The sequence below is a fragment of the Nakamurella sp. A5-74 genome (genome assembly GCF_040438885.1).
Lineage (GTDB): Bacteria > Actinomycetota > Actinomycetes > Mycobacteriales > Nakamurellaceae > Nakamurella.
Map to the genome: position 1 here is coordinate 3,551,998 of NZ_CP159218.1, position 15,467 is coordinate 3,567,464.

The 15,467-nt window shown below is 70.4% G+C and carries 14 protein-coding genes; 5 read left to right on the forward strand and 9 right to left on the reverse strand.

Annotation, left to right across the window (positions count from 1 at the left end):
- Positions 1-23 precede the first annotated feature (23 nt).
- From rsrA to ABLG96_RS16275, 7 genes are all read right to left on the reverse strand, one after another.
- Entirely contained in the window at positions 24-383 is a 360-nt protein-coding gene (gene rsrA / locus ABLG96_RS16245) for a mycothiol system anti-sigma-R factor (RefSeq protein WP_353648372.1), read from the reverse strand.
- Positions 380-1,117: a sigma-70 family RNA polymerase sigma factor gene (locus tag ABLG96_RS16250; RefSeq protein WP_353648373.1), complete on the reverse strand. Its 738-nt coding sequence runs from the start codon at positions 1,115-1,117 to the stop codon at positions 380-382. Before ABLG96_RS16250 ends, rsrA begins: the two co-directional genes overlap by 4 nt.
- Positions 1,118-1,476: 359 nt before the next feature.
- Positions 1,477-2,550 carry an ABC transporter substrate-binding protein gene (locus ABLG96_RS16255; RefSeq protein WP_353648374.1) on the reverse strand — a complete coding sequence of 358 codons (1,074 nt, stop codon included), beginning with the start codon at positions 2,548-2,550 and terminating at the stop codon, positions 1,477-1,479.
- Between the two features lie 31 nt (positions 2,551-2,581).
- On the reverse strand, positions 2,582-3,421 hold the full coding sequence (locus ABLG96_RS16260) for an ABC transporter permease (protein ID WP_353648375.1): 840 nt from the start codon (positions 3,419-3,421) through the stop codon (positions 2,582-2,584).
- On the reverse strand, positions 3,418-4,065 hold the full coding sequence (locus tag ABLG96_RS16265; RefSeq protein WP_353648376.1) for an ABC transporter permease subunit: 648 nt from the start codon (positions 4,063-4,065) through the stop codon (positions 3,418-3,420). Before ABLG96_RS16265 ends, ABLG96_RS16260 begins: the two co-directional genes overlap by 4 nt.
- Positions 4,062-5,216: an ATP-binding cassette domain-containing protein gene (locus ABLG96_RS16270; protein WP_353648377.1), complete on the reverse strand. Its 1,155-nt coding sequence runs from the start codon at positions 5,214-5,216 to the stop codon at positions 4,062-4,064. Before ABLG96_RS16270 ends, ABLG96_RS16265 begins: the two co-directional genes overlap by 4 nt.
- Positions 5,213-5,914, reverse strand: a complete 702-nt coding sequence (locus ABLG96_RS16275; protein ID WP_353648378.1) for a helix-turn-helix domain-containing protein — start codon at positions 5,912-5,914, stop codon at positions 5,213-5,215. Before ABLG96_RS16275 ends, ABLG96_RS16270 begins: the two co-directional genes overlap by 4 nt.
- Before the next feature lie 242 nt (positions 5,915-6,156).
- Between ABLG96_RS16275 and ybaK the strand changes: the two genes are divergently transcribed.
- Positions 6,157-6,633, forward strand: coding sequence for a Cys-tRNA(Pro) deacylase (gene ybaK / locus ABLG96_RS16280; RefSeq protein ID WP_353648379.1), 477 nt, complete (start codon positions 6,157-6,159; stop codon positions 6,631-6,633).
- Positions 6,634-6,641: 8 nt separating this feature from the next.
- On the opposite strand, the gene ABLG96_RS16285 is transcribed toward ybaK, so the two are convergent.
- Positions 6,642-7,628: a helix-turn-helix domain-containing protein gene (locus tag ABLG96_RS16285; protein ID WP_353648380.1), complete on the reverse strand. Its 987-nt coding sequence runs from the start codon at positions 7,626-7,628 to the stop codon at positions 6,642-6,644.
- A gap of 92 nt (positions 7,629-7,720) precedes the next feature.
- Here ABLG96_RS16285 and ABLG96_RS16290 point away from each other — a divergent pair, with 92 nt between their 5' ends.
- A complete protein-coding gene (locus ABLG96_RS16290; RefSeq protein WP_353648381.1) occupies positions 7,721-7,930 on the forward strand; it encodes a hypothetical protein in 210 nt (69 codons plus the stop codon).
- A gap of 14 nt (positions 7,931-7,944) precedes the next feature.
- Here the strand turns inward: ABLG96_RS16290 and ABLG96_RS16295 are convergent, their stop codons facing one another.
- Positions 7,945-8,760, reverse strand: coding sequence for an SOS response-associated peptidase (locus tag ABLG96_RS16295; protein WP_353648382.1), 816 nt, complete (start codon positions 8,758-8,760; stop codon positions 7,945-7,947).
- A gap of 6 nt (positions 8,761-8,766) precedes the next feature.
- On the opposite strand from ABLG96_RS16295, the gene aroA reads away from it, so the two are divergent.
- From aroA to ABLG96_RS16310, 3 genes are all read left to right on the forward strand, one after another.
- Positions 8,767-10,086 (forward strand): 3-phosphoshikimate 1-carboxyvinyltransferase, encoded by a 1,320-nt coding sequence (gene aroA, locus ABLG96_RS16300; RefSeq protein ID WP_353648383.1) that lies wholly within the window; start codon positions 8,767-8,769, stop codon positions 10,084-10,086.
- Positions 10,074-11,273 carry a ribosome small subunit-dependent GTPase A gene (gene rsgA, locus ABLG96_RS16305; protein ID WP_353648384.1) on the forward strand — a complete coding sequence of 400 codons (1,200 nt, stop codon included), beginning with the start codon at positions 10,074-10,076 and terminating at the stop codon, positions 11,271-11,273. Before aroA ends, rsgA begins: the two co-directional genes overlap by 13 nt.
- A 123-nt stretch (positions 11,274-11,396) precedes the next feature.
- Positions 11,397-15,464 carry an FtsK/SpoIIIE domain-containing protein gene (locus ABLG96_RS16310; RefSeq protein ID WP_353648385.1) on the forward strand — a complete coding sequence of 1,356 codons (4,068 nt, stop codon included), beginning with the start codon at positions 11,397-11,399 and terminating at the stop codon, positions 15,462-15,464.
- Positions 15,465-15,467: the final 3 nt, after the last annotated feature.

Consider the following 15,467-nt stretch of genomic DNA (forward strand, 5'->3'; position numbering starts at 1 on the left):
TCGAGTTCCGCGACGGCCGGAGGTCACTGCTCGGAGCGGGTCTGGATCTCGATCTCGACGGAGTCCCGGAATCGCTCGACGCCGTCAGCGCCACTGGTCCGGGTGATTGCGGTGACCACCCGCAGCCGCAGTTCGTCCGGCGCACGCTCACCGCTGCAGGTGCGTTGGACCAGCTTCTTCAGCTTCTCCTCGACGCCGGCTTCTTCCAGGCACGGGGAACAGTCGTCCAGATGACGCTGCACCGCTGCCCGGGCATCGGTGTCCATCTCGTTGTCGAGGAACAACCACACGTCGCGGAGCACCTCGAAACACTCGTCGTCGCCGCCGCAGACACCGGCGCCGTCCACGCCGATCGGGGTCAGACCGCCGGGCTGCTCGCTCATCGCTCGTCACCCCCGCCGGTCAACGCCGCTGAACGGATGAACCCACGCTCGGTGGCGTACTCGGACAGCAGCTCCTTGAGCTGTCGCCGGCCACGGTGCAGCCGCGACATCACGGTGCCGATCGGCGTTCCCATGATCTGCGCGATCTCCTTGTAGGCGAAGCCTTCGACGTCGGCCAGGTAGACGGCCAGCCGGAAGTCTTCCGGGAGTTCCTGCAGCGCGTTCTTGACATCCGAGTCGGGCAGCCGGTCCAGTGCTTCCATCTCCGCGGACCGCAGCCCGGTCGAGGTGTGCGACTCTGCCTCGGCGAGCTGCCAGTCGGTGATCTCGTCGGTCGGGGTGACGATCGGTTGCCGCTGCTTCTTGCGGTACGAGTTGATGTAGGTGTTGGTGAGGATCCGGTACAGCCAGGCCCGCAGGTTGGTGCCCTGGGTGAACCGCGGGTAGGCCGCGTACGCCTTGAGGTAGGTCTCTTGGACCAGGTCCTCGGCGTCGGGCGGGTTCCTGGTCATCCGCAGCGCAGCACCGTAGAGCTGATCCATCAGCGGCATCGCATCCTGGGTGAATCGCTGCGAGAGTTCGGCCTCGCTCAGCGTGGGCGCGGCAGCAGCGCCGCCGACCTCTGTCGCCGCGGCCCGTGAGGCAGCATCGGCGACGGTGGTGTCGACTGCGGGATCCTGCGGCGTCGGTGTGGTGTCCACGCGCCTCACTTTCACATCGGTGCTCGAGGACATTCTTACACCCTGCCCTCTGCCCGGCGGACGTCCCGGAGCGACTCGGAGCGCCCGGCGTGCGGGGCGCTCCAGGCCTGCGATCTGCGTCACGGTCAACCCGTCCTTCCCGGCTCCGCTCGGCGGCGGGGCCATCTGGACGGGTCAACCGGACGGGCCGGTGCGCTATTCCACCGAAGGTCTCGGGCCGGATCGCAGATCCGTCCTCTTCTCCCTCGTTCTTGACGAGGGTGACCGGATGCGGCTGTGCCCCGGGTCAGGGATTGGCTCGGGCATGGGCGGGACACCGCGGGCGAGCTTGCGAACCCGCGGAGCCCGCCGGGCGGGACCCGGGGCACAGCCGCATCCGACACACGGAGGAGTTATCCGAGGTTCTCGCTCTTCAGCCACTCCTGGGCGATCTGGGCAGCGTTGTCGCCACTGAGCTTCGCGTCCAGGCCGGCAAGGGTCTTGGTGTCCAGCTTTGCCGAGACGGCGTCCGCTGCGTCTGCCATCGGCTGGGTCAACACCTTCTGGGAGAACAGCGGCACGATGCTCTGCGCCGCGAACATGCTCTTCGGGTCGGTGAGAACCACGAAGCCGTTGGCCGTGATCGACGGGTCCGTCGAGAAGATGTCGGCGGCATCGATGCTGCCGCCCTTCAGTGCATCGACGGTGATCGTGCCGCCGGACTCGGTCGGGGTGAAGGTGCCGAACTTGACGCCGTAGACACTCTCCAGCGCCGGAACACCATCGGGTCGGGTCTGGAACTGCGCGGGCGCGCCCAGCGTGAGCTCGCCGGCCACGGCCTTGAGATCCTCGATGGACGTCAACTTGTACTTGTCCGCGGTCTCCTGGGTGACCGTGATCGTGTCGGCGTTCTGTGCCTCGGCCGAGTTCGTCGTGCCGAAGCCCTGGGCGGCAGCCACCGTCTTGAGTGCCGCGTCGACGTCCTTGGGCGACTTCGCCTTCGCGCTCGGATCGAGGTTGCTCAGGATGGAGCCCGAGTACTCCGGAACGAAGCCGATCTCGCCGTTCTTCAGCGCCGTCAGATAGATGCCGCGCTCACCGATGCTGAGCTTCTTGGTGACCGTGACGCCCTTCGCGGCCATCGCGCCGCCGTAGATCTCGGCGAGCAGGACGTTCTCGGGGAATGCGGCGGAGCCGATGACGATCGATCCGGGCTCGGTCGGCAGGGCCGCCGACGAGGAACCCCCGGATCCGCTCGAGGACGGTGCGGAGCTCTCCGAGGTCCCTGCGGACGAGGATTCACCATCCGAGGAGGCACCGGTGGACGAGGCCCCGGGGGACGAGCCACCGGCGGAGGTGCTGGGAGCGGCCGAGCTGGTCGCGGGGGCGGTCGGGGTGTTGGTGGTGGACGAGCTGCCGCTGTCTCCACAGGCGGCGACGAGCAGCAGTGCGGCGGCGAGCGCCGACACCAGAGGAATGCGCTTCATGATTCTCCTTCTTCGGGGGTTGTTGTCGTGGTCATTCCTGGACCACCTGCGCCACCGAGGTGGGCGACGAGGTGACCGCGGTGCGGTCCTTCTTGCTGAAGCGACCGGAGACGCCGGGAGAGACGACCGCTCGCTGCACCAGGTTCATCAGGCCGTCGATCGCGACCGCCAGCAGGGCGACGGTGAGCCCGGCGGCCACCATTGCCGGGTACCCGTACCGGGGGTCGAGCAGTCTCCCGGTGCCGTCCTTGATGAACCGGCCCAATCCGCCCAGGAAGGGCAGGTAGGCCGCCACGGTCAGGGTGGCGATCACCTGCAGCGTCGCGCTGCGGATCCCGGAGGCGATCAGCGGCAACGCGTTCGGGATCTCGACCTTCCGCACCACCTGCCAGCCCGTCATCCCCATGCCCTTCGCCGCATCCCGGACGGCCGGGTCGACGTTCTTCACACCCGCGTAGGTGCTGGTCAAGATGGGCGGGAGGGCCAGCAGGACCAGCACGATCATCACCGGCACGAAGAACGGGAACGCCCCCTTCTGCAGCAGGCCGGGGACGGCTCCCTTGAACTCGATCAGTGGGCGGAGCCAACCCACCAGCAGGATCACCAGTCCGAGCGTCGGAATGGCGCGGAAGGCATTGGCCAGGCCGACGGCCAGCACGACCCCCCTGCCGGTGTGCCCGATGAGCAGCCCGAGGGGGAGCGCGATGAGCACGGCGATCACCAGCACGATCGCCGTGTACTCCAGGTGCTCGACGATGCGGGCGAGCAGACCCTGCGGGCCCGTCCAGTTGTCCGGGTCGTTGAACCAGACGCCGACCCTTCCGAGTGGCGGGAGCAGGGAGTCGTCGGCAGCTTGCAGCGACAGCGTCATCGAGCGCTCACCGCCCGCTGCCACGGTGTCAGCGAACGGACGACCAGCAGCACGATCGCGTCGAAGACGAGGGCGATCACCACGAACCAGATCAGCCCGGCGATGGTCGGTGTCACCGAACTGTTGACATAGCCGGTCACGAACAGCCCGCCGAGCTGGCTGACGCCGATCACCGAGCCCACCGAGATCAGGCTGACGTTGGAGACCGCCGCCACCCGCAGCCCGGCGCCGATCACTGGGAGCGCGAGCGGCAGCTGCACCTTGAGCAGCCGTTGCCGGCTGGTGTATCCCATTGCTGCTGCCGCGGCCAGGGTGTCCTGCGAGACGGACGAGAGACCGTCGGCGACCGTGCGCGCGAGCAGGGCGATGGTGTACACCGTCAGCGCCACGGCCACGTTGACGGGCGAGAGGATGCCGGTGCCGAGGATGCCGGGGAGCACCAGGAACAGCACCAACGACGGGATCGTGTAGAGGATGCCGAAGATCGAGACGATCGGCGGATAGCTCCAGCGGTAGCGGCTGGCCACCCAGCCGATCGGCAGGGCCACGGCCAACCCGACGACGATGGGCACGGCCGCCAACCACAGCGTGGTGACCAGCCACTCCATCGTCTGCGCGTTCGTCAGGTAGCTCCAGATCGTCACGGCCGTTCACCGCCCGGCAAGCCGGCGGCGGCAGCCGTCGCGCGGGTCTGCACCGCTCGGTTCTCGATCTGCGCCACCACCTCGGACGCGGACACCGTGCCGGCGAAACTACCGTCTTCGTGCACCACCACGCCGCGCCCGCTGGGCGAGGAGAGCGCCGCGTCCAGCGCCTCGCGGAGCGTGCCGGCCTCTCCGGCCAGGGTGCCGCCGAGGTTCAGCAGCACGGGGGTGATCTCGGCCGGGTTCTCCGCGTCGCCGAGCCCCGCGCTGGCCAACCAGCCCTGGGGATGCGCCTGCGCATCGACGACCAGCGTCCAGCCCTCCTGGGCGACCGAGCGGGCCTCGCCGACCGTCGCCCCGAGCCGCACGGTGTCCTCCCGGTGCAGCGGCAGGACGCCGGCCTCGGCGAAACCGAGCGAGCGATAGCCGCGGTCACGCCCGACGAAACCTGCCACGAAGGCGTCCGCAGGCCGCGACAGCAGCGCGGCGGGCGCCGCGAACTGCGCGAGCGTCCCACCCACCCGCATCACCGCGACGGTGTCTCCGAGCTTGATGGCCTCGTCGATGTCATGGGTGACGAACACGATCGTCTTGCCCAGCTCGCTCTGCAACCTGAGAAACTCATTCTGCAGCTGCTCGCGGACCACCGGGTCGACCGCACTGAACGGCTCGTCCATCAGCATCACCGGCGGATCGGCGGCCAGTGCCCTGGCCACCCCGACCCGCTGCTGCTGTCCCCCGGACAGCTGCGCCGGATAGCGGTTCGCCATCGCGACATCGAGCCCGACGCGTTCCAGCAGCTCCATGGCCTTCGCCCTGGCCGTCCGCTTGTTCTCCCCCACCAGCAGCGGGACGGTAGCAACGTTGTCGACCACCGTCCGGTGCGGGAACAGCCCGGCATGCTGGATGACGTAGCCGATTCCGCGCCGCAACTCGGCCGGCTTGACGGCCGAAGTGTCGCGGTCGTCGAGCCAGATCCGCCCGGAGGTGGGGTCGATCATCCGGTTGATCATCCGCAGCGAGGTGGTCTTGCCACATCCTGACGGACCGACGAACACCGTGATCTGACCCGACGGTGCTTCCAGGGAGAGGTCGTCGACTGCGACCGTGCCGTCCGGGTACTTCTTCACGATGTTCTCGAACCTGATCATGTCGCCTCCGCGAGTGCGTCGGCGCCGAGCAGCGCCCCGATGACGGCCGCTTCGTCCGAGACGATGCGCCCGTAATGATGAGCAGTCTCGGTGTCGATGCGGTAGGTGGGTCCGAGCAGGTTCAGCGCGGCGGCGATCCCGCCGGGGCGACGGACGGGAGCGGCGATGGCCGTGATGTCCGGATCCAGCCGGTCGCGTTGCGCCAGGTAGCCGGCGGACGGGACTTCACCGCGCAGCGCGGCACCGACGGCCAGATCGGCGAGCTCGATGGCTCGCCCGACCCAGCTGGTGTGCCGGACGGGGTGGGTGCCCTCAGCCACTGCGAGGTACAGCGCAGTGTCGCCCGTCCCCCGGACGACCAGGTAGGCGGACTCCCCGGTGCGTTCGACGATCCTGGCCAGGCTGGGTTCGGCCAGCTCGACCAGCGACTGACGGCTGAGCGCGCGGGCGCCCAGTTGCAGCACGGTGGCTCCCGGCCGGAAGGCGCCGCCCTCGTCGCGGGCGACGAATCCAGCGGCGGTCAGGGTGCGCAACAGGCGCAGTGCAGTGCTGGCAGGCAGGTCGCACCGGCGCGAGCACTCTGCCAACGAGACCGGGAAGTGCTCACAGACCACCGCCAGCAGGTCGAGCGCACGATCCACGGTCCGGGTCGAACCGGACGGGACAGCGCTGAGCACTGAGGACCGTTCCACCATCATCTGCCCTCCCCGGGGACTGCCGGCGCTCGCACGTCGGTGGCGATTCGGAAACTTGCAGGGTGTTGCCAACGGGTGGCAGGAGCCTGCCACTTGTCGCAAGCCAAGCACAACCCACCGACACCGGGGTCGCGCGCCCGCCGAGGTCCCCTGCTGCCTACCCGGTACTAGGGTCTGGAAACCTCACGCCTTCGCATCACGTGGGTCTCCCGGTGGGACCCGGAACTTCCGGAGGAGACCACGTCATGGCCGCTGCTCCCACCCCCGCCGTTGCCGCGCTGATCCGCGCGAAGATCCCGCACACGTTGCTGCCCTACCACCACGACCCCCGGTCCACCGCGTTCGGCGACGAAGCGGTGGAGGCCCTGGGACGGGATCCCCATCAGGTGTTCAAGACCTTGGTCGCCAGGATGGACGGAACCCTGGTGGTGGGGGTGGTGCCGATGTCGGGTTCCCTCGACCTCAAGGCCCTGGCCGCCGTGCTGGGCGGCAAGAAGGCAGTGCTGGCGGCGGTGGCCGACGCGGAGCGGTCCTCCGGTTACGTGGCCGGCGGCATCTCACCGGTGGGGCAGCGGACGGCGCTGCAGACCGTGATCGACGCCTCTGCCGAGGACCACTCACTGATCAGCGTCAGCGCTGGGAAACGCGGACTCCAGGTGGAGCTGGCGCCGCAGGATCTGGCGCGGGCGTGCCGCGGGCGATTCGCGCCGATCGCGGGTTGACGCTCCGGTCAGCCGACCGTGCTGAACTGCCGGCGGTACTGCTGTGGGGGCACCCCGACGGCACGGGTGAAGTGGTGCCGGAGCAGCGCGGCAGAGGAGTACCCACACCTGGCTGCCACCTGTTCCACGGTCAGCTCCGTCTCCTCCAGCAGGCGCCTCGCCTGACCGAGCCGCTGCAGGGTGAGCCACCTGCCTGGCGTGGTGCCGGTCTCGGCGGCGAACCGACGGGCGAAGGTGCGTGTCGACATGGCGGCCCTGGCAGACAGCGCGCTCACGGAATGCTCCTGCCCCAGGTGCTCCACCATGAACTCCAGCACCGGCTGCAACGAATCTCCCGTGCACTCCGGTACCGGCAGATCGATGTACTGGCGCTGGCCGCCGTCCCGCTGCGGCGGGACGACCATCCGGCGGGCGATCCTGGTCGCCACCTCAGCACCGAGCTCGGAACGCACCAAATGCAGGCAGGCGTCGATCCCTGCGGCAGTGCCGGCGCTGGTGATGATCGTTCCGTCCTCGACGAACAACACGTCGGGGTCGACACGGGCTGTCGGCACCCGCTCCTGCAACTCGGCCGCGTGGCGCCAGTGGGTGGTGCAGGCCCGGCCGTCCAGCAGCCCTGCCTCGCCCAGAAGGAACGCCCCCGAGCAGACGGACAACAGATGTGCTCCGCGGGCGTACGCCGCCCGCAGGGCCGCGTGCACGTGCGGCGGGGTCCGGCCGGCCAGCGTCATCCCGTCACTGGCCTGTTGGTAGGCCGGGATCGCGATCAGGTCGGCGTCCTGCAGGACCTCGAGGCCGTGCGGCACGACGATCTGCATCCCGGCGGCGGCGGCACCGAAGGAGATCATCTCGCCGGGGCGAGGACCGCAGATCCGCAGGTCGAAGGGCGGAACCCCATCGTCCGTCCGGTCGACACCGAAGACCTCGTGGATCAACCCGAGCTCGAACGGTGCGGTGCCCTCGAGCACCAACAGGGCAACGGTCCGGAGTGCCATCTCTCCACTGTGCCACAGATTGGCAGGAACTCGACGACAGGTGGCTTGACTGCCACTGGTGGCGGATTGTCTTCGCGCGCAGGATAACTGCCATGACCACTCTCATCGCTGCCGCCGCCATCGTCTTCTTCATCGCCGTGCTGGTCTCGCTGTCCCGCTCGGGCAGTGCCGCCGTCATCGGTGGGGCCCCGTTCGGAACGGACCGGGTCTCGCTCTTCGCCACCGACGAACAGATCCGGGACACCGATTCCAGCCGCGCCAGGGCGGATCTCGCTGCCGCGTCCTCCCGCACCACTCGCTGACTCTCCGGCGTGGGTCAGCCGACAGCGAGCGGCTCGACCGGGTCGATCAGTTCGGCCGAGTCGTTGCGCACGTTGCCGACCGCCGCGCCCACCGGGCGCAGTTCCAACGCGTCCACCAGTGCCGGCGTCGTGGGCTCGAGGAATGCCTGCAGCGCGGCACCCTCGATCGCCGGATCGAGCCAGTCCCGCCATTCGGAGGCCGGCAGCACCAGCGGCATCCGGTCGTGGATCGCGGCCATCCGCTCGGGAGCGCGGGTGGTGATGATGGTCGTCGACACCACCGGCTCACCCTCGGGCGATCGCCAGAACTCCCACAGGCCCGCGAACGCCATCACCGACCCGTCTGCCGGAGTGATGAAGAAGGGCTGCTTGCGGGGCTTGCCCTTGGCGTCCAGACCGACGACCTGCCACTCGTAGTACCCCGTCGCCGGAACCAGGCAGCGCCGCCGCTCGAACGCGGACCGGAACGCCGCCTTGTCGCCCACCGACTCGGCCCGCGCATTGAACATCCTGCTGCCGATCGAGAGGTCCTTCGCCCACGAGGGCACCAGCCCCCACCTGGCCTCGCCGACGAAGCGGCCCTCCGGGCGGTCGTCACGTGCGGGACGTACCCGGACCACAGCCACGCTGTCGGTGGGTGCGATGTTGTACCGCGGGCGCGGAACGTCGCCGCCGTACATCCCGGTGCCCGGCGGGGCGACCGGGTCGGGCTCGGCCTCGAACACTCCGTAGAGCGTCTCGGGATCCATCGTGGTGGCGTATCGACCGCACATACTCCGATGCTGGCACACGGCACCGACAGCGGAACCCGGTACCGGATGCGGGATCATGGACGGATGAGCTCCCAGCCAGCAGCGGCCACCAGGCCCTGGACCGCTCCGGTCGCCGACGGCAAGGTCAGCGCGACGGTCACCCTGCCGGGATCCAAGTCCGTCACCAATCGGGCGATCATCCTGGCCGCCCAGGCTGCCGGCGAGTCACGGATCGGCGCTCCGCTCCGCAGCCGGGACACCGACCTGATGGTTGCGGCGCTGCGTCAGCTCGGCACCGAGGTGCGCGAGGACCAGCAGTCCGACGGCTGGCTCGTCCGACCCGCTCCCCTCCGTGGCCCGGCCGACATCGACTGCGGTCTGGCCGGGACCGTCATGCGATTCCTGCCGCCGCTGGTCGCCACCGGTGCCGGCCGCATCCGCTTCGACGGTGATCCGGCTGCCCGGCGACGGCCGATGGGCGAGATCCTGCGGGCACTTCGGGCACTCGGCGCCGACCTCGAGGGCGACGGACTGCCGTTCGTCCTGCAGGGCACCGGATCGCTCCGCGGTGGGGAGGTGACGATCGATGCCTCCGCGTCGTCGCAGTTCATCTCCGGACTGCTGCTCTCGGGTGCGTCGTTCGAGCGAGGCCTGACCGTGCACCATGACGGCAGGTCGGTCCCTTCGCTGCCGCACATCGCGATGACGATCGACCTCCTGCGGCGTCACGGCGTGCCGGTCGACGACAGCGAGCCGAACACCTGGCACGTCGACCCTGGACCGATCGGGCCCTGGACGCAGACCATCGAGCCGGATCTGTCCAACGCCACCGTGCCGTTGGCGGCGGCGGCCGTCACCGGCGGAACGGTCAGTGTGCTGCACTGGCCGGAGCTCACCACCCAGCCCGGGGACGAGTTCCGGGACATCGTCCAGCGGATGGGGGCCACCGTGTCGCTCACCGCGGGGGTGCTGCGGGTCACCGGCCCGGATCGACTGCAGGGCATCGACATCGACCTGCACGGTGCGAGCGAGTTGACACCGACAGTTGCCGCGCTCGCGGCGATGGCCGAAGGTCCGTCGCACCTGCGCGGGATCGGCCACATCCGCGGCCACGAGACGGACCGGCTGGCAGCGCTGGAACAGAACCTGCGGGCGGTGGGCGTCGATGCCGGCAGCGATGACGACGCACTGCACATCGTCCCACCGTCCGGATCGCTGCACGGGGCGGCCTGGGCCGCCTTCGCCGACCATCGGATCGCGACCGCCGGAGCGATCATCGGCCTGCGGGTGCCGGGAATCGTCGTGGACGAGATCGACTGCACCGCAAAGACCTTCCCCGATTTCGGGACCTTCTGGGCCGGACTGCTGGACGGCGACCGTCCCGGAACGGGGTGGTCCTCCTGAGCAAGCTGTCCGACGGTTGGGACAACGACGACGTCCGGATCCGCCCGTCCAGGAGCTCCCGTCCGCGCACCAAGACCCGACCGACCCACGAGGACGCGGCGGCCGGTTTCGTGGTGACCGTCGACCGCGGCCGGTACACCTGCCTGGTGGGCTCGACATCCGCGGCACGGATCGTGATGGCCATGCGCGCCAAGGAGTTGGGCCGACGCGCTGTCGCGGTCGGCGACCGGGTCGCGATCGTCGGCGACATCACCGGCGCCACCGACACATTGGCCAGGATCGTGCGGATCGAGAAGCGCACCTCCGTGCTGCGTCGGTCGGCCGACGACGACACCGAGACCGTCGAGAAGGTACTGGTGGCCAACGCCGACCAGCTGGTGATCGTGGTGGCAGCGGCAGATCCGTTGCCCCGCACCGGATTCATCGACCGCTGCCTGGTGGCCGCGTACACCGGCGACCTGCAGCCGGTGCTGGTGGTCACCAAGACCGACCTGGCCGATCCACAGGCCCTGCTGGATCTCTACGCAGATCTCGAGCTGCCGGTACTGGTGTCCAAACGCAAGGACTCCGCCGACGCCTCGCAGGGGGCGATCCTCAACGACCGGTTGGTCGAGGAGGTCCGGGAGCTGTTGAACGAGAAGGAGTCCGTCCTCGTCGGACACTCAGGCGTGGGGAAGTCGACGCTGGTGAACGCGTTGGTGCCGCACGCCTACCGGGCGATCGGTGTGGTCAGCGGGGTCGGCAAGGGGCGGCACACGTCCACCTCCGCGATCGCCCTCGCGCTGCCCGACGGCGGCTGGGTGATCGACACACCGGGGGTGCGCTCGTTCGGTCTGGCCCACGTCACCCCGGACGACCTGCTCAGGACGTTCGACGACCTCAACGAGGCTTCGGTCGACTGCCCGCCGAACTGTGATCACCAGGGCCTGCCGTGTGCGCTCGACGCTGCGGTCCAGGCCGGTGCCGCAGACCGCCGCCGGCTGGCATCCTTCCGGCGGCTGCTCTCCTCGCGTAGCGGTGCGGCTTCGGACGAGTCCGCGCCGGACCAGGGTGCTGCGCCGGACCAAGGTGCTGCGCCGGACCAGGGTGCTGCGCCGGACCAAGGTGCTGCGCCGGACCAGGGTGCTGCGCCGGAGCAGGGTGCTGCGCCGGAGCACCCCACCGACCCCGGCACGTCGGCGGGCTGATCCGCAGCACGGACGTCCGACAGCCCCCGCCCGATCGGACCCGGCTGTCCACAGCCTGTGAGTAGTCCACACCCGGGCAGTCAGACCACCCGGCGGCCGACGCCGGCGTCCCACGATGGGTGCATGTCCAGCCCTGGGTCCGACCGCGGTGCGATCTGCACGCCGGCGCCGCCACCCCTCGAGATCCCACTGACCGTCATCGGTCCGCAGGGACCTGTGGTGGCCGTGGTGCGGGCGCCGGCAGCGGTCCCCTGGCGCGCGGTGGCCGATCAGGTCGCGGTGACCGCGGGGCTGCCCGCCGGGACCGTGCTGCACCGGGGCCCGGCCGAGCTGCTGGGCGACGAACTCGTCGGGCACCCTCCGCTGATGGCCGGGGCGGTGCTGGCGACGGTGCCCGCGCTACCGGCGACCGCCGGTGACGGGCTGGTGCTCGACTGCATCACCGGTCCCGACGCCGGCGGCAGCATCGAGCTGATCGCCGGTCGTCCCGTCGTCGTCGGCAGATCGGCCGGGTGCGACCTGGTGATCGATGATCCGGGAGTCTCACAACGCCACCTGCGGGTCACCAGCACCGCATCCGGGGTGCTCCGGATACGCGACCTCGGTTCCACGAACGGCACCGTCCGACTCGACGCAACGGAGCCGACGACCCTGCTGATGGGTACCGATGAGTCACTCGCGATCGGCGAACCACTGCAGCTCGGCGGCAGCGTCATCCGGGTGGAGCTCGCCGGCACACCCTCGTTGCTGCGCGAACCGGACGCACGTGGCCGGTGGCAGCTGACCCTCGCCGCGCGGGTCCCCTCGACCCGGATCGACCCGAGTGCTCCGCGGCACCCTGGCTCACGGCCACTGCGCACGTCGAGGGTGACGCCTTGGCTCGCCACCGTGGTGGGGGCGCTGGCCGGGGTCGTCATCAGCGCAGTGACCGGGATGTGGATGTTCCTGCTGATGGCGCTGTTCGGCCCGCTCACGATGGCCGCCACCGCTCTCGGGGACCGGGCCGGCGATCGACGCTCACACAGTCAGGCGGTGCGCAGCTGGCGTGCCGACGAGCTGGAGTACCGCCGCCGGTGTCGCGCGGTGGTGCGCGCCGACCTGCGAACTGCGTGGCGGGAATTCGCCGACCCTGCACATCGACTGCGGTGGGCGCTCACGGGCGCGCAGGACCTGTGGCGGGACGATCCGGAAAACGGTCATGCTCTGACGATGGGCGTCGGCATCCGCCCGACCCGCGTGGGTGCGCCGGAGCCGGGCCTGGCTCCGGTCGGTTCGGGCAGCGAAGCGCTGTCGCTGCGGACCGGTCCAGTCCCGGTGGAGACCATCCTGCCGACGCGCGGGGTGGTCGGGCTCTGCGGCGGTGAGCGCGGGAGTCTTCGCTGGCTGCTCGCGCAACTGCTGACCTCCGTTCCCCCGCACCGGCTGCAGCTGCAAGTGCATTCGAGCCGTGAAGATCTGTGGTGTCTGGACGGCATCCCTCAACTGCGTTCGGACACCGGGTCGGTCGGCAGGGTCCACCGGCAGCCGCTGCCGTCCGATACCCCCCGGAACAGCAACAACGTTTCCTCACCGACTCGCACGGTGCTGATCGACGACCACGAACGCTGGCACCGCGATCCGGTCGTGGCGCAGATCCTGGCGCGGCCGGAGGGTCTGGTCCTGGTGACCGCCGGATCCCGGTCACGCCTGCCCCGCGCCTGCTCTGCGGTCATCGATCTGGACGAGCTCACGGGGACAGCGATCGGTCTGTCCCGTGCTCGGTTCCGGGAACTGGCCGAGGCGCTCACGCCGCTCACCGTGCGCGGCACCGGGGACGACGGCCCACCAGGCCCGTTCCGGGTCCCCTCGGACCACGACCTGGATCGCGCCTGGGCCGTGGACGCTGCGCCGGTCGTCGCACTCGGCAGCGCGGCGGGCAGCGGGTCGGCGGGCAGCGGGTCGGCAGGAAGCATCACCGTCGAGCTCGACCTCGTCGCGGACGGCCCGCACCTGCTGATCGCCGGAACCACTGGTTCCGGCAAGTCCGAGTTGCTGCAGACCCTGGTGGGCGGGCTGATCGCCGCGGCCCCGCCGGAGCGGATGTCGCTGCTGCTCATCGACTACAAGGGCGGTTCCACCTTCGCCCCCCTGGTACGGGCACCGCACGTCGCCGGCCTGGTCACCGACCTCGATCCTGCCCTGGGCGAGCGGGTGCTGCGCAGTCTGCGTGCGGAGCTCAGACGACGGGAGCAGCACGCCGTCGACCACGAACCCGACGATCCGGCCGGACGCACCGCGACGATCGGCAACCGGCACCTGCAACACGCGCCGCCACGGCTGGTGATCGTCGTCGACGAGTTCGCCACCCTCGCCGCCGAGCTGCCGGAGTTCGTCCCCGGTCTGCTCGACGTGGCCCAGCGAGGACGATCGCTGGGCATGCACCTCGTCCTGGCAACCCAGCGGCCGGCCGGTGTCGTGACGCCCGCCATCCGGGCGAACATCGGCACCAGGATCTGTCTGCGGGTCACCGACCCGGCCGAATCGGTGGATCTGATCGGCCGGCCGGACGCGGCCACGATCCGTGCGGAGAGCCCGGGGCAGGGATTCCTGCAGCGTGCCGGTCGGGCGCCGGAGCGTCTGCACGTCGCCCGGATGAGCAGCCCTGGCTCGCAGGTCGCGACCGTCGGCCGGATCGGCGACCCGGTCCCGGTGGCGAGCGCGCCGAGCGCGCTGTCCCTGCTGATCGATGCCGCCGTCCGGGTCGCCGCCCGGCGCGGGGTCCCGCTGCCGGCACCGCCGTGGCGACCCCCACCGGGCGCTGTCGTGGAGCACGACGATCCGGGCGTCCTCGGACTGCTCGACCGCCCGGACGAGCAACGGGTCGAGCCGTGGCCGCTGCCCGCCGGGTCGCTGCTGATCTCCGGGCCGGCCCGCAGCGGACGGAGTCGGGCGCTGCTGCGGTGGTCGGCCGCCGTCCGCGCATCGGGAGGCCGGCTGGTGGTGATCGACGCCTCCGGGGATCTCGGGCAGCTCGTCGGATCGGACGGCGTGAGCAGCCATCTCGGCCTCGACCAGCCTGACCTGGTGCTGCGGCTGTTCGTACGGCTCTCCGCCGAGGCGGCCCGGCGCCGCCATCAACCGCATCGGATCCCCCCGGGAGTGATCGGCCTCGTGATCGACGGCTACGAGGCGATGGCTGCCGCGCTCGACACGCTGGACCCGACCCTCTGGTCACAGCAGCTCACCGACCTCATCGCACGCGGGCCGTCCTGTGGGATCCGGTGCGCGATCAGCGGTGACGCGGCCACCGACCGCGGACGGCTGGCGGCAGCGTTCGGCCACCACGTGCAGCTGGGACTTCCGGATGCAGCGTCCACACCACGACCGGACACTGCACCGGGCAGGGCCTGGGTGGCCGAGATCCCGGGAGCGCAACTGCAGTGGGCACTGCCGGGACGCTGGCCCAGCCATCCGGGCAGCGGGGCCGCAGACACTGCAGGCAGTGCAGATGCGGCTGCGCCGATCGTGGTCCGGAGGTTGCCGGAGGTCGTCGGGCTCGCGAACCTCGCACAGCCGGCGGTCGGCTCGATCACCCTCGGTCTCGGCGGCGACGAGGGTGTCCCGGTGCACTGGGACCCCGCCGGTTCCGCCGGATTGGTGGTGGCAGGGACGGCCGGCGCGGGAACCAGCGCCGCGCTGCGCACGATCGTCCGCGGCGGATCGATGACGGGAATCCCCACCTTGTGGATCGGCAGGAATGCTCCCCAGGAGCCGCGCAACATCGACGATCGGGTGCGCGTCCTCGCCGACCCGTCGGCGGCCGAGCTCGCCAGCATTCTGGCCCGCCACGAGGGGCACCTGCTGCTCGTCGCCGATGATGCGCACCGGTTCGAGCAGGACCAGCTCGGCGACGTGCTCGTTCGATTCCTGGAACACGCCGAGCCCGGTCAGTCGATGGTCCTGGGTACCCGGCTGGAGCGCCTCGGAGCCTTCCGCGGTGCAGTGGCCGAGCTGACCAGGAGCGGCACCGGTCTGTTGCTCGGCGCCGACAGCGCCGACGGCGCACCGCTCGGCGTCAGGCTCCCCCGACGGCCGGCCGGTCCACGGAACGTCGGCCGCGGGCACTTCGTCAACGGCGGACGCTGCTGCGCGATCCAGGTGGCCGTGTCCGACCTCTCGGACGTGTGCTCGAGGAGATCCACACCTCCCTGATCA